At 73.6% G+C, this 22,619-nt stretch carries 19 protein-coding genes; 8 read left to right on the plus strand and 11 right to left on the minus strand.

The features are described from left to right. Nucleotides 1-49: 49 nt before the first annotated feature. From ACQPYD_RS26440 to ACQPYD_RS26460, 5 genes are all read right to left on the minus strand, one after another. Nucleotides 50-994, minus strand: coding sequence for a fructosamine kinase family protein (locus ACQPYD_RS26440; protein WP_433698181.1), 945 nt, complete (start codon nt 992-994; stop codon nt 50-52). A 5-nt stretch (nt 995-999) separates the two neighbouring features. Then, nucleotides 1,000-1,527, minus strand: coding sequence for a low molecular weight protein-tyrosine-phosphatase (locus ACQPYD_RS26445; protein WP_433698182.1), 528 nt, complete (start codon nt 1,525-1,527; stop codon nt 1,000-1,002). A gap of 71 nt (nt 1,528-1,598) precedes the next feature. Beyond that, nucleotides 1,599-2,033 carry a response regulator gene (locus tag ACQPYD_RS26450; protein ID WP_267946228.1) on the minus strand — a complete coding sequence of 145 codons (435 nt, stop codon included), beginning with the start codon at nt 2,031-2,033 and terminating at the stop codon, nt 1,599-1,601. Between the two features lie 29 nt (nt 2,034-2,062). Next, nucleotides 2,063-4,003, minus strand: a complete 1,941-nt coding sequence (locus tag ACQPYD_RS26455; RefSeq protein ID WP_433698183.1) for an ATP-binding protein — start codon at nt 4,001-4,003, stop codon at nt 2,063-2,065. 23 nt (nt 4,004-4,026) lie between these two features. Beyond that, nucleotides 4,027-5,322 (minus strand): PP2C family protein-serine/threonine phosphatase, encoded by a 1,296-nt coding sequence (locus tag ACQPYD_RS26460; RefSeq protein WP_433698184.1) that lies wholly within the window; start codon nt 5,320-5,322, stop codon nt 4,027-4,029. Between the two features lie 473 nt (nt 5,323-5,795). Here ACQPYD_RS26460 and ACQPYD_RS26465 point away from each other — a divergent pair, with 473 nt between their 5' ends. The 3 genes from ACQPYD_RS26465 (at nt 5,796) to ACQPYD_RS26475 (ending at nt 7,633) form a co-directional block, all read left to right on the plus strand. After that, the gene (locus tag ACQPYD_RS26465; RefSeq protein WP_433698185.1) at nt 5,796-6,482 is read left to right on the plus strand and encodes a heme oxygenase (biliverdin-producing); all 687 of its coding nucleotides are present in this window, start codon (nt 5,796-5,798) and stop codon (nt 6,480-6,482) included. A 71-nt stretch (nt 6,483-6,553) separates the two neighbouring features. Then, nucleotides 6,554-7,213, plus strand: a complete 660-nt coding sequence (locus ACQPYD_RS26470; protein ID WP_433698186.1) for a TetR/AcrR family transcriptional regulator — start codon at nt 6,554-6,556, stop codon at nt 7,211-7,213. Between the two features lie 150 nt (nt 7,214-7,363). Then, on the plus strand, nt 7,364-7,633 hold the full coding sequence (locus ACQPYD_RS26475; protein ID WP_433698187.1) for a hypothetical protein: 270 nt from the start codon (nt 7,364-7,366) through the stop codon (nt 7,631-7,633). Here the strand turns inward: ACQPYD_RS26475 and ACQPYD_RS26480 are convergent. Continuing rightward, the gene (locus tag ACQPYD_RS26480; protein WP_433698188.1) at nt 7,614-8,588 is read right to left on the minus strand and encodes a 3'-5' exonuclease; all 975 of its coding nucleotides are present in this window, start codon (nt 8,586-8,588) and stop codon (nt 7,614-7,616) included. The two genes, ACQPYD_RS26475 and ACQPYD_RS26480, sit on opposite strands and share 20 nt — an antisense overlap. A 329-nt stretch (nt 8,589-8,917) precedes the next feature. Between ACQPYD_RS26480 and ACQPYD_RS26485 the strand changes: the two genes are divergently transcribed. After that, the gene (locus ACQPYD_RS26485; RefSeq protein ID WP_433698189.1) at nt 8,918-9,880 is read left to right on the plus strand and encodes an asparaginase; all 963 of its coding nucleotides are present in this window, start codon (nt 8,918-8,920) and stop codon (nt 9,878-9,880) included. A gap of 41 nt (nt 9,881-9,921) precedes the next feature. After that, nucleotides 9,922-11,190, plus strand: coding sequence for an NAD(P)/FAD-dependent oxidoreductase (locus ACQPYD_RS26490; RefSeq protein WP_433698190.1), 1,269 nt, complete (start codon nt 9,922-9,924; stop codon nt 11,188-11,190). Here the strand turns inward: ACQPYD_RS26490 and ACQPYD_RS26495 are convergent. Then, nucleotides 11,174-11,365: a ferredoxin gene (locus tag ACQPYD_RS26495; RefSeq protein WP_330159543.1), complete on the minus strand. Its 192-nt coding sequence runs from the start codon at nt 11,363-11,365 to the stop codon at nt 11,174-11,176. The two genes, ACQPYD_RS26490 and ACQPYD_RS26495, sit on opposite strands and share 17 nt — an antisense overlap. A 222-nt stretch (nt 11,366-11,587) precedes the next feature. Here ACQPYD_RS26495 and ACQPYD_RS26500 point away from each other — a divergent pair, with 222 nt between their 5' ends. Beyond that, on the plus strand, nt 11,588-14,065 hold the full coding sequence (locus tag ACQPYD_RS26500) for a DUF4153 domain-containing protein (protein WP_433698191.1): 2,478 nt from the start codon (nt 11,588-11,590) through the stop codon (nt 14,063-14,065). Between the two features lie 107 nt (nt 14,066-14,172). On the opposite strand, the gene pip is transcribed toward ACQPYD_RS26500, so the two are convergent. Both pip and ACQPYD_RS26510 read right to left on the minus strand, forming a co-directional pair. Next, a complete protein-coding gene (pip, locus tag ACQPYD_RS26505; RefSeq protein WP_433698192.1) occupies nt 14,173-15,132 on the minus strand; it encodes a prolyl aminopeptidase in 960 nt (319 codons plus the stop codon). Between the two features lie 179 nt (nt 15,133-15,311). After that, nucleotides 15,312-16,202: a DUF4429 domain-containing protein gene (locus ACQPYD_RS26510; RefSeq protein ID WP_433698193.1), complete on the minus strand. Its 891-nt coding sequence runs from the start codon at nt 16,200-16,202 to the stop codon at nt 15,312-15,314. A gap of 161 nt (nt 16,203-16,363) precedes the next feature. On the opposite strand from ACQPYD_RS26510, the gene ACQPYD_RS26515 reads away from it, so the two are divergent. After that, nucleotides 16,364-18,082, plus strand: coding sequence for an AMP-binding protein (locus ACQPYD_RS26515; RefSeq protein ID WP_433698194.1), 1,719 nt, complete (start codon nt 16,364-16,366; stop codon nt 18,080-18,082). 238 nt (nt 18,083-18,320) lie between these two features. Continuing rightward, nucleotides 18,321-19,382 (plus strand): 3-deoxy-7-phosphoheptulonate synthase, encoded by a 1,062-nt coding sequence (locus tag ACQPYD_RS26520; protein WP_433698195.1) that lies wholly within the window; start codon nt 18,321-18,323, stop codon nt 19,380-19,382. A gap of 196 nt (nt 19,383-19,578) precedes the next feature. Here ACQPYD_RS26520 and ACQPYD_RS26525 read toward each other — a convergent pair whose 3' ends face one another. Both ACQPYD_RS26525 and ACQPYD_RS26530 read right to left on the minus strand, forming a co-directional pair. Continuing rightward, nucleotides 19,579-20,820, minus strand: coding sequence for an amidohydrolase family protein (locus ACQPYD_RS26525; protein ID WP_433698196.1), 1,242 nt, complete (start codon nt 20,818-20,820; stop codon nt 19,579-19,581). Between the two features lie 186 nt (nt 20,821-21,006). Then, entirely contained in the window at nt 21,007-22,608 is a 1,602-nt protein-coding gene (locus ACQPYD_RS26530; RefSeq protein ID WP_433698197.1) for an AbgT family transporter, read from the minus strand. Nucleotides 22,609-22,619 lie beyond the last annotated feature (11 nt).

Here is a 22,619-nt window from a genome sequence, read left to right on the forward strand (position 1 = left end):
GTCCGCGGGGGCGGTGCCCGCGGGGCCGCGGCCGGCCGGGCCCCGGCCCTCAGCCGCCCCGCAGGGCGGCCCGCGCCGTCTCCAGGGTCGTCGTCCGGTAGGCGGCTCCGAACAGGCACACGTGCACGAGCAGCGGGTGCAGCTGGTGCAGGGCGACGCGGGAGCGCCACCCGTCGGCCAGGGGCGCCACCTCGTTGTAGGCGTCCCTCACCCGTTCCAGGTGGGGGAGCCCGAACAGCGCGAGCATGGCGAGATCGGCCTCCCGGTGCCCCCCGTGGGCCGCCGGGTCGATCAGCACCGCGTCCCGGGTCCCCCACAGCACGTTGCCGTTCCACAGGTCCCCGTGGATGCGGGAGGGCGGCTCGGGGTCGCCCGCCAGGTCCGCGACCGAGTCCACGACCTTCTCCACGGTGCGGCCGTCCCCGGGGGTGAGACCGCCCTGGTCCAGGGCCTGGCGCAGGTAGGGGCGGAGCCGCTGCTCGGCGTAGAAGCGCGGCCAGTCGTGGGAGGGGGTGTTGTCCAGGGGGAGGGGGCCCACGTAGCCCGGCCAGTCGGCCCCGAAGCGGTCGGCGCCGGTGAGGTGGGTGCCCGCGAGCCTGCGGCCCAGGCGCTCGGCCGCGCCGGCGGTGGGCTCGCACTGCTCGACCCACGGGAGGACGAGCAGGCGGTCGTCCCAGGCCATGACCTCGATGGCGGGCGAACCGAAGGCGCGCCCCAGCCAGTCGAGTCCGCACGCCTCGGCGACGAGCACACCGCTGGCCGGGGCTCCCCGCACCAGGGACTTGACGAAGAGGCGGGTGCCGTCGGTGAGCTCGGCGAAGGAGATCTCCCAGTCGTGGCTGCTGCCCGCGCGGGCGGCGCGTCCGACCTCCCTGCCGAGCAGGGTGGCCAGGCGCTCGGCCATGGTGCCGTGGACGGGGTCCCGGCGGCGGCCCTCCCGGGGCCCCTCGCCGTCGTCCCCGCCGAAGGCACACACGATCGGTTCCCCCTCCACCCGCGCTACCCCCGCAGCCGGGTGACGAGCTCGCTCGTGAGGCCCTTGGCCGCGGCCTCCACCATGTTGAGGACGGCGGTGAAACCGTCGTCGCCGCCATAGTAGGGGTCGGGCACCTCCGGGTTGGGACCGCCGCCGGGCGCGAAGGACCGGTAGAGCCGCAGCCGCGACATGTCGAAGCCGTGCTCTTCGCCGTACTCGTCGACGAAGCGCCTGACCTCGTCGAGGTTGTCCAGGTCCATGGCCAGGACCAGGTCGCGTGTGGCCAGGTCGGACGGGTCGAACTGGCGGGCGGTGTGGTGGGTCAGGTAGCCGTGCACGCGCAGCGTGGACGCGGCGCGCGGGTCCATCTCCCCGCCCACGTGCCAGTGGCCGGTGCCGGAGCTGTCGACCTCGACGAGGTCTCCCAGCCCGGCGCGTTCGAGGTCGGCGGTGAGGACCTTCTCCGCCATGGGCGACCGGCAGATGTTGCCCAGGCACACCACACTGACACGGTAGGGACCAGCGGGATCACGGGGTTCCGGCAAGCTCATGCCCCAACCGTAACGAAAAACGGGTGCCGTCACCCGCTCCCCCTCCAGCGCGTCCGCTCCGTCCCGCGGTGTCACCCCTTGGGAAGGCGCACCACGGTGACGAAGAAGTCGTCGATCTGGCGGACCACCTTGATGAACTGGTCGAAGTCCACCGGCTTGGGCACGTAGGCGTTGGCGTGCAGGCGGTAGCTCCGCAGCACGTCCTCCTCGGCCTCGGAGGTGGTGAGCACCACGACGGGGATGTGCGCGAGGTCCTCGTCGTTCTTGACCTCCTCCAGCACCTCCCGGCCGTCCTTGCGGGGGAGGTTGAGGTCGAGGAGGATCAGGTGCGGACGGGGCGCGTCGGCGAACTCCCCCTCACGGCGGAGGAACCGGAGGGCCTCGACGCCGTCGGAGACCACGTGCAGGCGGTTGCCCAGCTTGTGTTCCTCGAACGCCTCCTTGGTCATCAGGACGTCCCCTGGATCGTCCTCGACCAGCAGCACCTCGATGGGATGCACCAACATGACCTCGCTCAAACTTCCAGACCCCTGACTCAGGGCCCCACCCCGTGGTCGGGGGGAACCGTACCGCCACCGGCGGCGGGCGGGGCGGGTCGCCCGTCCCCGGACATGTCGTCCGCGTCCGTGCTCTCCGCTCCGGTGTCGCCGTCGCCCGTGGGCTGTCGTGCGGCCGTCGGCACCGAGGCCTCGGGGGTGTCGGCCTCGGCGTCCTCGGTGCCCTCGTCTCCGATATCGACGGGAACGCCTCCGACGGTTCCCCTCTCCGGGGCCGCCGTGTCGTCCTCGTGTTCGGAATCCGCGGGCAAGGACCAGCATATGCGGGTTCCGGTCTGCCCGGAGTCGCCTTCGCCGGAGGTTTCGGCCCCCTCAGGGGTCCCGGACCCGGTGTCGAGCCAGATCCTGCCCCCGTGGAACTCCACGATCTTCTTGCACATGGCCAGGCCGATGCCGGTGCCCGTGTACTTCTCCCTCGTATGCAACCGCTGGAAGATCACGAAGATGCGCTCGGCGTACTGCGGTTCGATCCCGATCCCGTTGTCGGCGCAGCAGAACACCCACTCGTCGCCCTGCCGCTCCACGCCGAGGTGGACCCGCGGGTCCTCGTCGCCGCGGAACTTGACCGCGTTGCCCACCAGGTTGAAGAACACCTGGGTGAGCAGGGTGCGGTCGCCCTGCACGGTCGGCATCGGATCCCAGGTGACCTCGGCGCCCACCTCCTCCAGGCGGGTGGACAGGCTGCTCAGGGCGTCGTCCAGGGCGGCGTCCAGGTTGACCGAGGCGAAGTTCCTGGTCCGCCCGACACGGGAGAACGCCAGCAGGTCGTTGATGAGGGTCTGCATGCGCTTGGCGCCCTCGACCGCGAAGTCGATGTAGGAGTCGGCCCGTTCGTCGAGCTGCCCCTGGTAGCGGCGCTGGAGCAGCTGGCAGAAGCTCGCCACCTTGCGCAGCGGCTCCTGGAGGTCGTGGGAGGCGACGTAGGCGAACTGCTCCAGCTCCAGGTTGGAGCGGCGCAGCTCCTCGGTCTGGTGCTCCAGCAGCGTGGACTGCTCCTGGAGCTTGCGCCGCGCGGACGCCACCTCGTCCAGGTCCTGGACGATGCGTTCGCGCATGGAGTCGACGTCCCGGCCAAGCCGGACGATCTCCGGCGGCCCGTGCAGGGAGATGCGGTGGGCGTAGTAGCCCTCCGAGACCTGGCGCATGTGCCCGGCCAGTTCGTCCAGGGGGCGCAGCACCCACTGCTGCAGCATCACCCACAGGAACACCGACAGGAAGACCACGACCAGCCCCACCAGCACCAGGAGGGCGACGACCTGCTGGGTGGCCAGGGTCAGCCCCTCCCGCGCCTGGTCGATCTCGCTCTGGAGCTGCTGGGTCGTGGCGTCGGCGATCCGGGACAGGTCGAGGAACAGCATGCGGCCGCGTTGGAGGTCCTCCCGGGAGATCTCCTGGCCGCTGCTCACCTGCTCCAGCGCGGGCTCGGCGAACTCGTCGGTCCACAGCCGCCCCGCCGCGAGCAGGTCCTCGACGTTGGACTCGACCTCCGGGTTCTCCTCGGCCAGCTCGGAGAGGGCCGCCTGGTTCTCCGCCAGCGTCAGCTGGGAGGCGATGTAGGGCTCCAGGAAGTCCCGGTCCTGCGTGAGGATGTAGCCGCGCAGGGCGTGGTCCTGGCTCAGGTAGGACGAGTGGGTCTGGTCGACGGAGCTGACCGCCGGGGTCAGGGAGTCCACCTGGAGGGCGAGGTTGTCGCGGGCGTTGAGGGCGGCCAGCGTGATGACGGACACGGCCACGACCAGGACGACGGCGACGACCGTCAGGAGGCTGGTGACCCGGCGGCGCAGGCTCCACGACTCGTGGGCCGGGCGCGAGCGCTCCCGGTCGGCCCCGTTGACGAACTGGCCGCCGCCGATCGAGACGCCTCCGGGCAGACCGGGGCCGGGGTCCGCCCCCGGTCCCTCCGTCGTGTCGGTGTCCATGGCCGTTCCCTCCCGGGTCGGGCTCACTCCAACTCTCCGTGGGTGATGAGCAGCATCGCCACGTCGTCCTGGAGCGGGCCGCCGTTGCTGCGTTCCGCCTCGTCCACCAGGTGTTCCGGCAGGCGGGCCAGTGAGACGCCCTGCCCCAGGACCCCGGTGACCATCCGGCGCAGGCCCGCGACCTCCAGGCGCTCGGGCGGGCCGCCGTCGTAGGCGTCCACGAGGCCGTCGGTGTAGAAGAGCACGCTCGCCCCGACGGGCAGGACGACCTCGTCCGTGGCCGTCTCCTCCACCGGGAAGACGCCCAGCGGGGGCTGCGGGGTGACCCGCGTCTCCTCCACCGCGCCGTCCTGGACGATCATGGGCGGCGGGTGTCCCAGGACGCGGAGCCTGACCCGGTCGTCGCCGGTGTCCAGGCTCGCCATGCACAGCGTCGCGTACATCTCCTCCTGGGCGCGTTCGCTGACCAGGATGGCCTCCAGGTTGGGCAGCACCCTGGCCTCGTCGACCCCGCCCATGATGAGGGCGCGCCACGCGATGCGCAGGCTGACCCCGAGGGCGGCCTCGTCGGGGCCGTGCCCGCTCACGTCGCCGATGACGACGTGGGTGGTGCCGTCCTTCTCGACCGCGTCGTAGAAGTCGCCGCCGACCAGGGCGCGCTTGCGGCCGGGCCGGTAGTAGGCGCGGTGGCTGAGCGGCGAGCGCTGCAGCAGGACCTGGGGCAGCAGGCCGCGTTCGAGGCGCATGTTCTCCCGGGCGCGGATGCGCGCCTCGCGGAGCTGCCGTGCGCCCTCGTCGGCGCGGCGGCGCTCCAGGGAGTAGCGGAGGCTGCGGCCGAGCAGGGAGCCGTCGACCTGACCCTTGACGAGGTAGTCCTGGGCCCCGGCCGCGACCGCGGCGACGCCCTCGTGCTCGTCGTCGAGCCCGGTGAAGACCACGACGGCGGCGGCCGGCGCGCCCTCCAGGATCTCGCGGAGGAGCTCCAGGCCGTGGGCGTCGGGCAGGTTCAGGTCGAGCAGGACGCAGCCGCGGAAGCCCTCCAGGTGCTCACGCGCGTCCGCCAGGGTGGTGACCCAGGTGATGCGGGTGTTCAGGGCTGTGTCGGCGAGCAGTTCCTCGGCGAGGAAGGCGTCGCCCGCGTCGTCTTCGACAAGCAGGACGTCAAGCGATTCGACGGTGGCCTCCACCCGGTCGTTGAGGACGGCGTCGTCGCCCAGGGAGGCGCCGCCGTGGGGGGCGGCGCCGTTGGCGGGAGCGGCCTGTGCCGTCCCCTCACCGATCACCGTCCGGGGATCGTGCCCTGTTCTCCTGGTATCCACTCATCGCCTCTGGTCTGCCGGACCGCGGGTGCCTGCCCCGCACGGCGCGCCGAGGGGATCCCTCGGTGCTTCCCGGCGGTTCGGACCACACGACACACAAACGATAATCGCCCCGGCGACCTGTTGACCAGCAGGCGTAACGAGACACATCCGACGCCGACGGCCGGAACCGCCCCCGGGATGGCCTCCCGTGGGCCCGCGTCACGCGTCCCGGGCGCCCGGCGCGACGCCGCCCCCACAACCACCCAGAACCGACATATGCGCATGCAAGGGCACGTGCAGGACACGAGCGCGCAACACCGGGGACCCTTGCGGCACGGGGGCGCGGGGACGGGGAACGGGGCGGGCCCGGGGGCGCGGGCGACACGCGGGCGGATTTTTTCACGACAACCCGTCATATCCGTCTTGACAGCCCCTCCCACCTAAATGACATGATGTCATAAAGTTTCCGACACGGAAGGCGGACAGCGCAGATGAGCGCAACGGCCGAGGCCCCCTCGACGGCCGCACCCGGCTCGCCCCGGCTGTTCTCCGAACGGCTCAAGGCCGCGACGTGGAGCGACCACCAGGCCGCCGAGGACCACGGGTTCACCCGGGCCCTCCTCGACGGCTCCCTCCCCCTGGCCGGCTACACCGAGATGGTCGCCCAGCACTACTTCGCCTACGCCGCGCTGGAGGAGGTCGGCCGGAGGCTGTCGGACGACCCCGTCGCCGGAAGGTTCCACTACCCCGAGCTCGAACGGCTCCCCGCGCTCGTCCGCGACCTGGAGCACCTGCTCGGCCCCGACTGGCGCGAGCGGATCTCGCCGGGTCCGGCCACCCGCACCTACGCGGCGCGGATCGAGCAGATGGCCGGCCACCCCGAGGGGTTCGTCGCCCACCACTACACGCGCTACATGGGCGACGTGTCCGGCGGGCAGTTCATCCGCCGTGCCGCCGCCGGGGCCTACGGCCTGTCCGACGGGGCGGGCGTCGCCTTCTACGTCTTCGACGCGCTCGGCAGCCTTCCCCGGTTCCGTGCCGGGTACCGCGAGCGCCTCGACTCCCTCGACCTGGACGAGGCGGCCGCCGCGCGCCTCGTGGCCGAGACCCGGCTCGCCTACCAGCTCAACACCGAGGTGTTCGCCGACCTGGGCCGCGTCCACGCCCCGGCCGCCTGAGGGGCCGCGCGCCGCCGGCCCCGGGCTCCCGGCCATGCCGGTCCGGCCCCCGGACATGCCACCATAGGGGGATGCCCAAGATCACGGCGCCGACCATCGCCGCCCACCGTGCCCGCACACGGGAGCGCATCATGGAGGCCGTCGACCACCTGATCCGGAGCCAGGGGATCGACCGCGTCTCCATGACCGACGTTGCCAACTCCGCCGGCATCACGCGCACCGCCCTGTACAACTACTTCCCGGACAAGCCCGCACTGCTCCTCGCCTTCACCGAGCAGGTCAACAGCGCGTTCGTGGAGCGGTACAGGCGCGAACTCCCCTCGGGCGTGTCCGCGGCCCGGAGACTGTCGGCGTTCGTCCGCCTCCAACTGGAGGGGATCATGGCGCACCCGCACCCGCCGGCCGCCGAACTCGGCGCCAGCCTCGGCCCCGACGCCTACCAGGCGCTCGCCGACCACGTCGCCCCCATGCACCGCCTGCTGACCGAGATCCTGGAGGAGGGGACGTCCGCCGGCGAGTTCGAGCCCCTGCCCGCGGAGCCCGTCGCACGCCTCACCCTGTCGATGGTCGGCTCCCAGCGCCTCCCGCTCGTGAGCGGCGAGATCGACCTGGACGAGACCCACGCCCTAGTCACGCGGTTCGTTCTCCGCGCCCTCGGAGTGGAGCCCGAAACCATCGACACCGTCCTCCCGAAACCCTCCCCCGAAATCACTCAGAGCGAGTCACCATAAGCACTGAGTCATAAGGGCTGGTCCGTAAGAGGACCCTGGACAGGGTGCGGTCGAAACAGACTCGCCACGGCATCTCGGCATCGGTAAGAATCGGTCACCCGCCCGCCCCTCGCGGGCGGGCGGCCCTCCGACCGAGAGCGAGGCCCCGACGTGTCACTCGTCCTGCTCGCCGTCGGCACCGTCCTGGTGTCGATCGCGCTCTTCAACAGGCTGCCCCACTACGTGCCCGGACGGCTCCCGGCCCCCGGGGCCGGCCGCGCCGCCGCCGCGGGGCCCCTGGCCACCGCACGCCGCGCGGGGACCGCTCCACGCGTCCGCCTGGAGTCGGCCCGGCTCACCGAGCAGGGCAAGGCACTGCTGGCCACGCTCGGGGGCAGCGCCCTGATCGTGGCCTTCTTCCTCACCCTGTCCGGCCTCTGAGCGCCGCCCGGGCCGCCACGGCCCGGCGGGCGATCGCGGAGCCCGTCGCCCGGCTGCCCGCCATGCGCACGAGCAGGCCCCCCGCGGCGGTGGCGGCGATGCCGCCCGTCACGGCCGCCGCCGTGGCCAGCCGCTCCCGGAAGCGGGTGTCGCGCTGGGCGGCCAACTCCGCGATCGCCCGGTCGGTGGCGCCGAAGGCCCCGCCGCAGAGCAGGGCGTCCAGCTCCCGGGGCCTCCAGTCCGCCCGCCACGGGCTCAGCGGCGCCAGGCCGCCCGGCACCGAGGCCGTGCGCGGCTTCCAGCGGACCGGCTCGACCACGCCCCACGGGCCCCGCACCGGCGCGGCCTCCGGCACGGCCAGGGTCCGGGGCGCGGGCCCGTTGTAGCGCAGCTCCCCCGGAGCGTTGGCGATCATCTCCGCCAGGAGCTTGGCGCAGGCGCGGGCGTCGCCCAGCGCCGTGTGCTGGCCGGTCGGCCAGTCCCCCCCGAGCCGGAAGGACGCCTTGGGCAGCGAGTACCGGTCGAGGTCGATCTGGGAGCGCAGCGCGCGGAGCGTGCACAGCCCGGACTGCCCCGTCGGCAGCCCCGCGGGCACCAGCTCCGAGCCGAGGAAGCGCAGTTCGAAGTCGAGGTTGTGGCTGACCACGACCGCACCCGAGAGCAGCTCCGCCAGCCGGGGCACGACCTGGGCGATGACGGGGGCGCCGACGGTGTCCCCCTCGCCGATCCCGTGGAACTCCCGGCCGCCCACCTCCGCGCGCGGGTCCACGAGGGTGCTGAACTCCTCGACGACCTTGCCGTCGCCCCGGACCCGCACGACCGCGATCTCCACGATGCGCGCGCCCTCGCGCGGTTCGAGGCCCGTCGTCTCCATGTCGAGTACCGCGTACTCCAGGTCCGCCGCCCGCATTCCGACCCTGCGCCGGGTCAGCGCGCCCATCCGCAGCGTTCCCATCGTGTGCCCCACTCCTTCGTCGCGCCGTGCCACAGGCCGTTTCTCCTGGTGCGTACCGGCATCGACCTTACTCCCCGCGTCCGACAGCGAACCCCCAGCACGCGTCGTCCGGGCAGATCGTGTCAGGGGACACGGCCGGAGCCCGGGCCGGGCCCCTGCTCCGCGTCCCGCCGACCGGCTCCGGGAGCCCGGGCCGCCGGGGCCCGGCCGCGCCGGGCCCGGACACCTGGCCACACGGAAGAAAGGGGGGTTATGTAACGTTCTTACGCGTGTCCGCCCGCCGGAGGACACCCCGCGCCCACCGAACCTCACCGTCGAGGAGAGCCCGCATGCCCCAGAGCCCGCTGCCCGAGTACGTCCCCCTGGCGGAGGTCGTCCGGTCCGGTATGCGCGAGAGCGTCCACTACGGCGCGGTCGTCGGGCTGACGGCGTCCGGCGAGATCGCCTACGCCCGCGGCCCGGTGCACCAGCCCATGTTCCCGCGCTCCTCCGCCAAGCCCTTCCAGGCCCTGGCGTCGCTGCGCGCGGGCGCCCCCCTCGCCGGCCGCTCCCTCGCCATCGCGGCCGGCAGCCACGGCGGCGAGGACTTCCACGCGGACGAGGCCAGGAGCATCCTCGCGGCCGCGGGCCTGACCCCCGACGCCCTCGGCTGCCCGCCCGCGGCCCCGGGCGGCTCCGGGGCCCGCACCGCGTTCGTCCGCGCCGGGCGCGAACCCGAGCGCCTGCTCATGAACTGCTCGGGCAAGCACGCCGCCATGCTGGCCGCGTGCGTCGCCCGCGGGTGGAGCACCGACGACTACCTCGACCCGGACCACCCCCTCCAGGCGCTCGTCCGCGAGACCACGGAGGAGGTGTGCGGCGAGGAGGTCGCGCACACCGCCGTGGACGGCTGCGGTGCGCCCCAGCTCGCCGTGACCCTGGCCGGGCTGGCCCGCGGCCTGTGGCGGATGCGCACCGCGCCCGGGGGCAGCCGCGAGCGGGCCGTCCTGGACGCGATGAGCGCCCACCCCGAGTACGTGTCGGGCCCCGGCCGCGTGGACACCGACCTGATGACCCGGATGCCGGGCCTGGTCTCCAAGATCGGCGCCGACGGCGTCCTGGTGCTCTCCGCGGCCACGGGTGAGACCGTCGCGGTCAAGATCAGCGACGGGGACGCGGAGGAGCGGGCGCGTACCCTGGTCGCACTCGACGCGCTGCGGACCCTCGGTGTGGACGTCTCCCCCGTCCAGGACCGGCTGCGCGTGGACGTCCACGGCGGTGGCGCCCCCGTCGGCGAGGTCCGCCCACTCTGACGTCCCCTCCCCGGGGAGGGACCACCGAAAGGCACAGCACCGTGCGGGACACCCTGAACGAGATAGTCGTCGTCGGCGCCGGGATGGCGGGGCTGCACGCGGCCGAGGCGCTGCGCGCACAAGGGTTCGAGGGGCGGTTGACGCTCCTCGGCGAGGAGGCGCACCGCCCCTACTCGCGCCCTCCCCTGTCCAAGGAGGTGCTGACCGGCATCGGCATGGACCCCTCCGGCGGAGGGCCCGGTTGGCTGGCGGGCCACCGAGCCCTGCGCCTGCGCGACGACGCGGCCGTCGACGCCCTCGGCCTGGACCTCCGCACGGGCACCCGGGCTGTGGCGCTGGACCCCGCGGCCCGCGAGGTGACCGTCTCCGGTCCGGGCGGCGCCGCCGGGACCGTGCGCTACGACGGCCTGATCATCGCCACGGGGGCGCGGGCCCGGCGTCCGGACACCGACCTGGCGGGGGTCCACGTGCTGCGCACGCTCGACGACGCCGAGGCGGTGCGCGCGGCGTTCGCCCCGGGGGGCCGCCTCGTGGTGGTCGGCGCGGGCTTCGTCGGCGCAGAGGTCACCGCGAGCGCCCGCGCCGCGGGCATGGACGTGACCCTGGTGGAGGCGGCGGCGACGCCGCTGACCCGCGTGGTGGACCCGCGGATCGGCCGCCTCCTGACCGAGCTGCACCGGGAGAACGGGGTCGACGTGCGCCTCGGCGCCGGCGTGGCCGGGTTCGAGGGGGACGGCCGGGTGGAGAGGGTCCGGCTGACCGACGGCAGCGCCGTGGAGGCGTCGCTGGTGGTCGCCGGGATCGGCGTGCACCTGAACACCGAGTGGCTGCGCGGGTCGGGGGTGGAGCTGCTCGCCGACGGGGCGGTCGCGTGCGACCGGTACTCGGCGACGTCGGTGCCGGACGTGTACGCGGTCGGCGACCTCGCGAACTGGCCGCACCCCCGCTACGGCGGCCGGATCCGGCTGGAGCACTGGACCAACGCGGGCGAGCAGGGCGAGGCCGCGGCCCGCAACCTGCTCGCCGGGGAGGGGCGCACGCCCTTCACCCCCGTGCCCTACTTCTGGTCGGACCAATACAAGATGAAGCTCCAGCTGCTGGGACAGGGAGCACCGGCGGATCAGGTCACCTTCGTGCACGGTTCACCGGAGGACCGAAAGTTCGTGGCCTTCCTCGGCCGGGACGGCATGCTCACCGGCGTGCTGGGGCTGCGCTCCACGCCCCGGACGATGCGCTACCGCGGGCTGTTGGAGAAGCCGACGACGTGGGACGAGGCCCTGGCCGCGGCGGGGGTCACTCCAGCACGGTGATGGCCCGCTTGGGGCACAGCCGCTCGGCCCGGCGGACGCCGTCGTGGGACCCGGCGGCGGGCTCCTCCGTCAGCAGGTACAGGAAGTCGTCGTCGCGGACCTCGAACACCTCCGGCGCCGCGCCCATGCACAGGGCGTTGCTCTCGCACTGGTCGTAGTCGACCTCGACTCGCATGCTCGTGTGCTCCTCGCGTGGTCGGTCGCAGGACCCGAGCCTAAGCCACTCCCCCCGGCCGGGGCAGGGCATTGTCACCACAGGGACCGAAGGGATTCGCCCATTCGGTCCTATTGAGAACTTGATGACACAAGCCGGGCATTCGGTGAACCGTGGACACCATCCGGCTGTCCAACTGTCACGACAGCACGGGCCGTCCGGGCCGTCGTGGAGAGGGGTGGCATGCCGAGCGAACACACGGGCGGCGGGGGCGCGCAGGGCCCCGGCGGAGGCTCCGGGCACGGACCCTCCGCCGGGGCCCTGCGCGGTCACGGGGACACGGCCGGACGCGCCGGGACGGACGGCCGGCCGGGCCGGCCCGGGGACACGGCCCAGCAGCATCCGGCGTATCCGCCGCACCAGGCGCACCAGGCGTATCCGGCCCATCAGGCGTACGGCCCGTACCCCGCCCGTGGTCGGCAGAGCTACGCGCAGATGTACCAGCAGGACTTCTGGGGGGCCAGGCCCCGGATCCCCCTGCCCGAGGCGCCCGTGTGGCTCCCCCTCGCGCTCCTCGGCGTGGGCGTGGTGGCGGCCTTCCTCGCGACGCTCGACCGTCCGGGGCTCGGCATCGTGATCACTGGAGCGGTGGCGGGCCTGACCGCCCTGACTGCGCTGACGGTGCGTCCCCCCGTCCCGGGCGGCGCCCCCGGCGGGGCGGACGGCCGCGACGAGGGGCCGGACGGGAGCGCCTCCGGGGCGCTCCCGGAGGCGGACGCCCCCGCCGCGCAGGAGGCGGACGGGGCACGGGCTCCCGGGACCGGCGAGGCGGTCCCCGGCGGGGAGGCCGGGAACCCCCGCTCCGGGGAGACGCGCCCCGACGCCTCCGGCTCCGGCTCCGGCTCCGGCTCCGGCTCCGGCTCCGGGGACACAGAAGCCGGGCACGACGGTTCCGGGCACGCGGACACCGGGTCTGCGGGGACGGGGCCTTCCGAAGGACCGGGTCCGGAGCACGCGCAGGAGACCCGGGACGCCGTCGCGGCGGGGACGACCGGCACCGCGGAGGAGGCCGGGGTCGCCCGAGACGCCGGGGACGCAGAGGCACAGGAGACCGGCGTCGCGCAGACGCAGGCAGACGCGGACGCCCAGGAGGACGGCTCCGCCGTCGCGGCGGGGACGACCGACGCCGCGCAGGAGACCGGGGACGCAGAGGCACAGGCGGACACGGACGCCCGGCAGGACGGGGCGGAGCAGCACACGGCCGCCGACCCGTCCGCGCCGGGGACGTCCGGGCCCGCCCCGTCCGGAGCCGGAACGCCGGACGCCCCGGCGCCGGCCCCCGACACCGCCCGCGGCGGGGCCGCCGACGAGCCGCGCCCCGACCGCTACGCCCACGCCTGGTCGGCGGGCTACGGCGTGATCGCCGCCGCCCTGCTCCTCACGGCGGCCCTGCGCGACGCGGGCTGGGTGCTGTTCTGGACGCTCACCTCGTCCTTCTTCTTCGCCTCGCTCGCGTTCTCCGTACGCAACCCGTCCTCGCGCGAGGGCGCGGTCGGGGTCGTCAGCGGCTCGCTCGGCCTGTTCCGCAACCTGCCCTCCACCCCCCTGTTCCTGGTGGGGCCCCTGCGCAGCGGCCGCGGACGGCGCCTGGCCGGACCGGTCCTGCTCACCACGCTCGTCACCGGCGCGCTCCTGCTCGTCTTCGGCCTGCTGTTCTCCTTCGCCGACGCGGTCTTCGCGGGCTACGTCGCGCGGCTGTTCGAGGGGGCGTTCTCGGGAAGCACGTTCTTCGACGGGTTCTCCCGGCTGTTCGCGATGCTGGCGGCCGTCCTGTTCACCGGGTCCGCCGTCCTGGCCGCCAGGCGCCGCCGCGCCCCGGCGAAAGCCCCCGCCCGGCCCGCCGGGGCCGGGCACGCGTCCGCCTCGCTGCCCGTCTGGGTGTGGACCGTCCCGCTCGGCGCGCTGGTCGCCCTGTTCACCGCGTTCCTCGGGGTGCAGGCCGTCGCCATGTTCGGCGGCGACGACCACGTCCAGCGGGTCGCCGGGGTCACCTACGCCGAGTACGCGCGCCAGGGCTTCTTCCAGCTGGTGGTCGTCAGCCTGCTGGTGCTGTGCGTCATCGCGGTCGCCGTGTACGTCCTGCCGTCCCGGCCCGCGGCCACCCGGACGCTGCGCAACGCCCTGCTCGGGCTCCTGTGCGTGCTCACCCTGGTCATCCTCGCCTCGGCGATGATGCGGCTCCAGCTCTACATCGACACCTACGGCCTGACGCGGCTGCGGATCAGCGCCGAGGCGTGGATCGTGTGGAGCGCCGGGGTGTTCGGACTGGTGATCGCGGCCGGGGTCCTCAACACCCTGGGCCGCCGCGCCGCCTGGCTGCCCCGGGGCACCGCGGCCCTGGCCGGCGTCGCCCTGGCGGTGTTCGCCTACGGGAACCCCGACCTGCGCATCGCGGAGAGCCACCACGACCTGGAGCTGACGCAGGTCGACACGTGGTACTTGAGGGACCTGTCCGCCGACGCCCTGCCCGCCCTGGTGGAACTGGAGGGCGGTGACCGCGCGTGCGCCCTGAGCGGGATCGCGTACCGCCTGGACGACCCCGGGGAGGAGGGCCTCGCCTCGTGGAACCTGTCGCGGCACCGGGCCCGCGCTCAGCTGGCGCAGACCGGCCCCGCCGACGACGTCACGGCCCAGGAGGGCCCCTGCCGGGCCCTCTACTGAGCGCGGGTCCGGGGCCGGAGCCCCGCCGCTCGGGCTCCACCGCCGCGGGCCGCGGCTCCCGGAACCGGCCGCCCGGGGCCCCGTGACGGGCGCCCCGGGCTCCGGGCTCACTCTCCGGCGAAGCGGTCGGTCGCCTCGACGAGGCGGTCGAGGATGCCCGGCTCGCTGAAGGCGTGACCGGCGTCGTCCACGATGTGGAACTCCGCCTCGGGCCACGCCTTGTGCAGGTCGTAGGCGGTGCGCACCGGCGTGCACACGTCGTACCGGCCCTGCACGATCACGCCGGGGATGTGCCGGATCGCCCCGGCCCCGTCCACGAGCTGGTTCGGCTCCAGGAACCCCTTGTTGACGAAGTAGTGGTTCTCGATCCGGGCGAACGCCAGCGCGTACTCCTCGTCCGCGTGGTGCTCCCGCAGGGACGGGTCGGGCACCAGTGTCACCGTGGACCCCTCCCACACGCTCCACGCGCGGGCCGCCTCCAGCCGGACCTCCCGGTCGGGGGAGGCGAGGCGCCGCGCGTAGGCGGCGACGAGGTCGTCGCGCTCCTCCTCCGGGATCGGCGCCAGGTAGGACTCCCACAGGTCCGGGAAGAGGTTCGAGGCGCCCTCCTGGTAGAACCAGCGCAGCTCCTCGTCCCGGAGCGTGAAGATGCCGCGGACGACGAGCTCGCTGACGCGCTCCGGGTGCTTCTGCGCGTAGGCCAGTGCCAGGCAGCTCCCCCACGAACCGCCGAAGACCTGCCAGCTCTGCGCGCCGATCATCTCGCGCAGGCGCTCCATGTCCTCCACCAGCGCCCACGTGGTGTTGGTGGACAGGTCGGTGTCCATCTGGCCGGCGTGCGGCGTGGAGCGGCCGCAGTTGCGCTGGTCGAACAGCAGGATCCGGTACCGTGCCGGGTCGAACAGCCGCCGGTGGTCGGGGACGCAGCCGCCGCCGGGCCCGCCGTGCAGGAACACCACGGGCTTGCCCTCGGGGTTGCCGCAGAGCTCCCAGTAGACGCGGTGTCCGTCGCCGACGTCGAGCATGCCCGAGTCGTACGGCTCGATGGGCGGGTACAGAGTGCGCAAGGCGTGAGCCCTTTCCTGTGTGCGGCCTCCCGCCGGGGTCCCGGCGGGAGCTGGGGATGGTGTGCGGGGACGCGCCGGGAGCTCCGGCCGCGCCCGCGGGCGGACCGCGGCGGAGCGCGGCGGGCCGGCCGGCCCGCCGCCGTCCCGGACCCGGCCGGCCCCGGGGCGCCGGAACGCGGTCAGAGCCGGTCGAGGAGCTGCGCCTTCTTCGCGCTGAACTCCTCGTCGGTGAGCAGCCCCTCGGAGTGGAGGCGCCCGAGTTCGCGGATCGTGGCGAAGACCGCCTCGCCTCCGCCGTCGTCGGCCCGGTCGCCGGCGCCCAGGGCCGCGGGGCCCTCCCCCGGGGCGTCCGCGGCCCGGATGTGGGCGTTGAGGGTGGCCGCCATCAGCAGCGTGTCCTCACTGCCCTTCGTCCCGTGCGAGGCCAGGGTGAAGAAGTCGTTCGCGAGCTCGGTCGCCCCCGGGAGGGTGACGCCGCGCAGCACGATCCGCAGGTGGCCCTCGGTGACGTCCACGGGGGGCCGCCACTCCGCCTCCAGGACCTCGGACAGCCGGTAGTCGCGGGCCTTCTCCTTCTCCTTGGCCGTGCTGGCCAGCCAGCCGTCCCACTGCAGGCGCACCCGGGCGCCGTCGAAGGACGCCGAGCCCTCCGCGGTGCGGACCTGGAGAGGGGGCCTGCCGACCAGCCCCAGGGCGACCTGCCGGGGGTCGAGCTCCCCGGCGAGGGTCTCCCCGGCGTAGCGGGCCGAGGAGGCGATCTGCTCGGAGAGGTACTCCGCGACGAGCTCCGTGTCGTGGGGGCCGGTGAGCAGCAGCGGGGTGGAGGAGTCCCGGCCGGGGAGCCCCAGGGCCGCGTACGGGTCGGCGCCGTCCGCGAGCCCGAGGCGCAGGCGCCACCCGTGCTTGCGGTCGCCCCGGTCGAAATCCACCTCGCGGACGGCCGCCAACGGCACCGTGCAGCTTCCCAGGGACTTGAGCAGCGTGGGGACCTTGCGGCCGGACTCGAAACGGATGCGGACCGTCTCGTCGTCGATCCGCCAGGTTCCGTGGTGTCCGCGCAGTTCCTCCATGTCCACACATCCTAGAGCCAGCCGGGGCGCCCCAAGGGGAGGCGTCGGGGGCGCGCATCCCGGGTAGGACCAGCGGGGCACACCCGTTCCACCGCCCTCTCCGGGCGGAGTCCGCGGACAGTGCGGTCGGCGCCCTGTCCCTGAACCGGAGGTCGCCAGACATGTCGAGAGAGATGGCCGCCGAGGGCGCCGCGGAGTTCCGTGCCGCACGGGACCTGCTCCTGGCGCACCGCACCGACCAGGAGGCCGCCCACCGCGAGTTCGCCTGGCCGAGACCGGACGTGTTCAACTGGGCGCTGGACTACTTCGACGAGGTCGCCGAGCGGCGCCCGGACCGGACCGCCCTGTGGATCGTGGAGGACGACGGCGGCGAGGCCAAGTACACCTACCGCCACCTGTCGGAGCGCTCGAACCAGGTGGCGAACTGGCTGCTCGGCCAGGGCGTCCGCGCCGGCGACCGGATCATGGTGATGCTCGGCAACCAGGTGGAGCTGTGGGAGACCACCCTGGCGGCGGTCAAGCTCGGGGCGGTCGTCGCGCCGACGGCCACCGCCCTGTCCGAGGCCGACCTGGTGGACAGGCTGGAGCGGGGAGAGATCGCGCACGTGGTCTGCTCGGTCGCCGAGACCGATAAGTTCGCGCACCTCAGAGGCCACTGGACGCGGATCTGCGTGGGATACATGGACGGGTGGCTGAGCTACGCCGACTCCGAGCACGCCGCCCTGGAGTTCCACCCCCCTCACCACGCCGGCCCGGACGACCCGCTCCTGCTGTACTTCACGTCCGGGACGACGTCGCGGCCCAAGCTGGTCACCCACACGCAGCGGTCCTATCCCGTGGGCCACCTGTCCACCATGTACTGGCTGGGCGTCCGCCCCGGCGACATCCACCTCAACGTGTCCTCCCCCGGGTGGGGCAAGCACGCCTACAGCAGCGTGTTCGGGCCGTGGAACGCCGAGGCGACGGTCCTGGTCGTCGACCAGGAGCGGTTCGACCCCGGACGGCTGCTCGACGAGGTGGTGCGCTGCGGCGTGGACACCCTGTGCGCGCCGCCCACCGTGTGGCGGATGCTCGTCCAGGCCGACCCGGCCGGATGGAAGGTGGGGCTGCGCGAGGCCCTGTCCGCCGGCGAACCGCTCAACCCCGAGGTGGTCGACCGGGTGCGGGAGGCGTGGGGGCTGACCGTCCGCGACGGGTTCGGACAGACCGAGACGACGCTGGTCATCGGCAACGGGCCGGGCCAGGAGGTCCTCCCCGGGTCGATGGGACGGCCCATGCCCGGCTACGACGTCGTGCTGGCCGACCCGGTCACCGACGAGCCGTCCGACACCGGGCAGATCTGCGTGGACATGACCCGGAGTCCCGTCGGGGTCATGAAGGGGTACGACGACGACCCGGTCCTCACCCGCGAACTGACCCGCCGGGGGCGCTATCGCACCGGTGACATCGCGAGCCGGGATTCGACCGGGCACATTACCTATATCGGTCGGATCGACGATGTTTTCAAGGCCTCGGATTACCGCATCTCACCCTTTGAACTCGAAAGCGTCCTGATCGAGCACGAATACGTGGCCGAGGCCGCGGTGGTGCCCTCGCCGGATCCGCTGCGCCTGTCGGTCGCCAAGGCGTACGTGACCCCGGTCGAGGGGGCGCCGCCCGACGCGGCCACGGCGCGGGCCATCCTGCTCCACGCCCGCGCGCGGCTGTCGCCGTACAAGAGGGTCCGCCGCCTGGAGTTCGCCGACCTGCCCAAGACCGTGTCCGGTAAGATCCGCCGCGTGCAGCTGCGCGCGGCGGAGTCCGAGCGCGGCGCGGTCGTCGACGGCACCCGCAATCCGCACGAGTTCTGGGAGGAGGACCTCCCGGGCCTGAAGGACTGAGCCCCCGGGCCCGGACGGCGGCCCCGGCCGCCATTGCCGCGGATTTCCACGGGAATGGCGTCCCACATCGCGAGACACCCGATTTCCCCCTCGGCGGATGTGGCGTTTCCCATCCCGTGACCGGCGCCGGTGTTCCGGATCGACGCCTCCCCGCACGCACGGCCGCGCTAGTGTTTTCGTGGCGACAGCGTGACAGCAGTGCGATACATGGACAGACGGGACCAAGGGGAACTACACGATGCCGAGCACCAACGACACACGGGTGGCGAGTTACAAGCCGCTCATCGCCCCCCGGGACCTGCTCGCAGAACTCCCGCTGGGCCCGGACCGCAGCGCCCTGGTGGAGGAGTCCCGCGCCGAGGTCAAGCGCGTCCTGGACGGTGAGGACGACCGGCTCCTGGTCGTCGTCGGCCCCTGCTCGGTGCACGACCCCGAGTCCGCCCTGGACTACGCCCGCCGACTGGCCGAACTGGTGCCGTCCCTGCGCGACGACCTGTGCGTGGTGATGCGCGTGTACTTCGAGAAGCCGCGCACCACCGTCGGCTGGAAGGGCCTCATCAACGACCCGCACCTGGACGACACCTACGACGTCCACCACGGCCTGCGCATCGCCCGCAAGCTCCTCCTCGACATCAACTCCCTCGGCCTGCCCGCCGGGACCGAGTTCCTCGACCCCATCACCCCGCAGTACATCGCCGACGTCGTCTCCTGGGGGGCCATCGGCGCCCGCACCACGGAGAGCCAGGTGCACCGCCAGCTCAGCAGCGGCCTGAGCACCCCCGTGGGCTTCAAGAACGGCACGGACGGCGACGTGCAGGTCGCGGTGGACGCGGTCGGCGCGGCCTCCGCCTCGCACACCTTCTTCGGCGTCGACCCGGCCGGGGCCGGGTCGGTCGTCGTCACGGAGGGGAACCCGGACTGCCACGTGATCCTGCGCGGCGGCCGCAGCGGCCCCAACTTCGACACGGCGCCGGTCGGGGCCGCCCTCGACGTCATCGAGGACGCGGGCCTGCCCCGGCGCCTCATGATCGACGCCAGCCACGCCAACAGCGGCAAGGACCACAAGCGCCAGCCGGGCGTGGCCTCCGCGATCGCGGCCCAGGTCGCCGCGGGCCAGAAGGGCGTCATCGGCGTCATGCTGGAGAGCTTCATCGTCGAGGGCGCCCAGAAGCTCGGCGACCCCGCCGACCTCACCTACGGCCAGTCGATCACCGACAAGTGCATGGGGTGGGAGACCACCGGCGAGGTGCTGAACCAGCTGGCCGAGGCCGTGCGCAAGCGCCGCGAGAACGCCGCCTGACGTACCCGGGGCGCCCCGGGGCGGGGCGCCCGTCCGGGACGGACGGGCCCGGCGGACGCCGTCCGCGGGCACGCCCCGCCCCGCGACGGAGGCGGCCGGTTCCGCGGTCGGAACCGGCCGCCGGTCCGGGGCGGACCTCCGGCGTGCCCCGCCCCGCTGCTCCGCACGGTGTCCGGGGCCGCCCGCCGACCGGCCCTCAGGCGGCCCGGATGTCCTTCACGACCCGGCCGCCCTGCACCACCATCACCACGCGCCCCGGGTCCCCGAGCAGGGCGACGTCGGCGAGCGGGTCGCCGTCGCACACGACCAGGTCGGCGAGCTTGCCCGCCTCCACGGTCCCCACCCGGTCCGCCGTACCGAGCAGTTCGGCGGCGTTGCGGGTGCCCGCCACGATCGCGTCCATGGGGCTCATCCCGACCGACACCAGGTGGCGCAGCTCGTTCAGGTTGCGCCCGTGCTCGGAGATGCCCGCGTCCGTGCCCATGGCGACCCTCACGCCCCGCCGCACGGCCTCGGTGATCCGCTCGAAGGTGCGCTCGGCGAGGGCGCGCTTGGTCTCCACCGCCTTCCTCGTCATCAGGTGGACGCGGTCCTCGAAGTCGAAGGTGGACAGCGTCGGGACCAGGAAGGTCCCCCGCTCCAGCATCAGGTCGATGCCCTCGTCGTCCACCAGGTAGCCGTGCTCGATGCTGGCCGCCCCGCCCAGGACCGCGTTGCGGATGCCCGCGGCGCCCTGCGCGTGGGCGGCGACCGGCCGGCCCCCGTGGCGGGCGGTCTCCTCGACGACGACCGCGATCTCCTCCGTCGTCAGCCCCTCGTCGTCGGGGGTGTCCGAGGGGCTCGACACCCCGCCCGTGGCGCACACCTTGATGACGTCCGCGCCGTCGCGCATGAGCCGCCGCGCGGCCACCCGCGCCTCCTGGGGGGAGTCGACGATCTCGGTCACCGACAGCCCGTGCGCGTGGGGGTCGTGGCCCGAGGGGAGCGTGAAGTCGGCGTGGCCGCCCGTGTGGCTCATCAACCGCAGCGCCACACGCATGCGCGGGCCGGGCACGAGCCCGCTCTCCTGCGCGGTGCGGAAGCCGGCGTCGGCCCCGCCCAGGTCGCGCACCCCGGTCACGCCCGCCGCCAGGGTGACCCGCATGCGCTCGGCGGTCTCCAGCGCGTGCAGGCTCAGCGGGATGTCGGCGTGGTTGGTCGCCAGCGCCCGGCCGTCGGCCACGCCGAGGTGCACATGGGTGTCGATGAACCCGGGCAGGACGGTGCGCCCGCCCAGGGACACGATCTCCGTCGCTCCGTCGGCCTCCGGGGCCCCGGCCGCGGGGCCGGCGTAGGCGACCGTGCCGTCCTCGACCAGCACGGCGGCGTCGGCGACCGGGCGGGCCCCGGTCCCGTCGATCAGGGTCAGGTCTCGGTACAGGGTCCTGGTGCCGGTCATGACGACTCCTCACGTCGGTGCTGCGCGGCGGCGCCGCGCGGTGCGGTGGTGCGGTGGTGCGGACGGTGCGGGCGGCGCCGCGCGGTGCGGCGGTGGGGTGGTGCGGCGGCGTGCGTCCCCGGCGCGGAGCGCCCGGGACGTGCGGGGCCGGGGCCCGCGGACGCGGGCCCCGGCCGGGCGGTCGGATCAGATGCGCACGTCCATCCCGGGGCCGACGGGGAGGCCGCCGAAGTAGAACACGGCCAGCACGCCGATCCACAGGACGGTGAACACGACCGTGAAGGGGAGGCACCGGGCGATCACGGTGCCGATGCCCGCCCTGGGCTCGTAGGCGCGCAGGAACCCCAGCATGATCACCAGGTACGGGCTGAGCGGTGACAGGACGTTCGAGGTCGAGTCGCCGATACGGAAGGCGGCCTGGATGAACCCGGGCTCGTAGCCGAGCAGCGCGAACATCGGCACGAAGACCGACGCGAGCAGCGCCCACATCGCCGACCCGGAGATGATGAACAGGTTCACCATGAACGCCAGGAGGATGAAGCACAGGATCGCGCCGAAGCCCGTGAACCCGGTCGCCTCCAGGCCCTCGGCCCCCTGGATGGCGATCCAGCTGGACATGTTGGTCCAGTTGAACAGCGCCAGGAACTGCGCCATCACGAAGGCCAGCACGATGAACGGCGACATCTCCTTGACCGTCTGGCCCATCACGAGGGCCAGGTCCGCCCCCTTGCGGATGCTCCCGGTCACGACGCCGTAGGTGACGCCGGGGAGGAGGAGCACCAGGAAGACGATGAAGACCACGGAGCTGAGCAGCGGGGACTCCGGCAGGAAGGCGCCGTCCTCGTTGCGCATCGGCGCCCCCGGGGGCAGGCACAGGGCGAGGACCGCCGCGGCGGTCAGCAGCAGGGCCGCCCCGGCCCGGCGCAGGCCGCGCCGCTCGGTGTCGGTGAGGTTCGGGTCCATGACCTTGGCCTCGGACTCCTCGGTTCCCGCCTCGGCCCGGACCTTGTCGCGGGTGATCCCCCGGCGGACCAGGGACGGCTCCAGGACGCGGTCGATCATGAACCCCGCGGCGAAGCTGAGGATGAGCGCGATGGCGAGGGTGATGTAGTAGTTGGAGATCGGGCTGACGTAGGTGCCCAGGCCCAGCGGTTCGGCGGCGGCGTTGGTGACGCCCGAGAGCAGCGCGTCGGTGCTGGTGACGAAGGGGCTGCAGCTGAACGCGGCCGTGGCCGCCGCGTAGGCGCCGAGCAGGCCCGCCACCGGGTGCCGCCCGGCGGCCTTGAACACCATGGCGGCCAGCGGCGGGACGACCACCATGGCCGCGTCGCTCATGATGCTGCCGGAGACCGCGACGAACGAGGCCACGTAGGGCAGCAGCCAGCGGGGGGCGCCGCCGAAGGCGCGCCGCACCAGCGCGGTGAGCAGCCCGGTCCGCTCGGCCACGCCGACGCCGAGCAGGACGGTCAGCACGACGCCGAGCGGCGGGAACGACACGAAGTTGGTGACCAGGGACGTGGTCAGCCAGGTGATGCCCTCGGCGGAGAAGAAGCTCCTGACGGGCTGGGCGCCGTCCTCGCTCCCGGGCACCTCGACCGTGGCCCCGCTGAGCGACATGACCGTCGACAGGACCGCGATGATCGCGAAGAGGATCAGGAAGAGGACGAAGGGGTCGGGGATCTTGTTGCCGACGCGCTCGATGCCGTCGAGGGAGCGCGCGAGGAGGCCGGGGCGCTCCTGGGCGGTCCCACCGCCGGCCGCGCCCTTCTTCGGGCTCTGCGTGGTCATGGTCACCTCAC

The organism is Nocardiopsis sp. CA-288880, from assembly GCF_050955985.1.
GTDB lineage: Bacteria > Actinomycetota > Actinomycetes > Streptosporangiales > Streptosporangiaceae > Nocardiopsis > Nocardiopsis tropica.

Bases quoted from the DNA above. Each gene is read 5' to 3' on its own strand.
- ACQPYD_RS26445 (WP_433698182.1), bottom strand. From the start codon at position 1,527: ATGAGCTTGCCGGAACCCCGTGATCCCGCTGGTCCCTACCGTGTCAGT.
- ACQPYD_RS26450 (WP_267946228.1), bottom strand. From the start codon at position 2,033: ATGTTGGTGCATCCCATCGAGGTGCTGCTGGTCGAGGACGATCCAGGG.
- ACQPYD_RS26455 (WP_433698183.1), bottom strand. From the start codon at position 4,003: ATGGACACCGACACGACGGAGGGACCGGGGGCGGACCCCGGCCCCGGT.
- ACQPYD_RS26465 (WP_433698185.1), top strand. From the start codon at position 5,796: ATGAGCGCAACGGCCGAGGCCCCCTCGACGGCCGCACCCGGCTCGCCC.
- ACQPYD_RS26470 (WP_433698186.1), top strand. From the start codon at position 6,554: ATGCCCAAGATCACGGCGCCGACCATCGCCGCCCACCGTGCCCGCACA.
- ACQPYD_RS26480 (WP_433698188.1), bottom strand. From the start codon at position 8,588: ATGGGAACGCTGCGGATGGGCGCGCTGACCCGGCGCAGGGTCGGAATG.
- ACQPYD_RS26485 (WP_433698189.1), top strand. From the start codon at position 8,918: ATGCCCCAGAGCCCGCTGCCCGAGTACGTCCCCCTGGCGGAGGTCGTC.
- ACQPYD_RS26495 (WP_330159543.1), bottom strand. From the start codon at position 11,365: ATGCGAGTCGAGGTCGACTACGACCAGTGCGAGAGCAACGCCCTGTGC.
- ACQPYD_RS26500 (WP_433698191.1), top strand. From the start codon at position 11,588: ATGCCGAGCGAACACACGGGCGGCGGGGGCGCGCAGGGCCCCGGCGGA.
- ACQPYD_RS26510 (WP_433698193.1), bottom strand. From the start codon at position 16,202: ATGGAGGAACTGCGCGGACACCACGGAACCTGGCGGATCGACGACGAG.
- ACQPYD_RS26515 (WP_433698194.1), top strand. From the start codon at position 16,364: ATGTCGAGAGAGATGGCCGCCGAGGGCGCCGCGGAGTTCCGTGCCGCA.
- ACQPYD_RS26520 (WP_433698195.1), top strand. From the start codon at position 18,321: ATGCCGAGCACCAACGACACACGGGTGGCGAGTTACAAGCCGCTCATC.
- ACQPYD_RS26525 (WP_433698196.1), bottom strand. From the start codon at position 20,820: ATGACCGGCACCAGGACCCTGTACCGAGACCTGACCCTGATCGACGGG.
- ACQPYD_RS26530 (WP_433698197.1), bottom strand. From the start codon at position 22,608: ATGACCACGCAGAGCCCGAAGAAGGGCGCGGCCGGCGGTGGGACCGCC.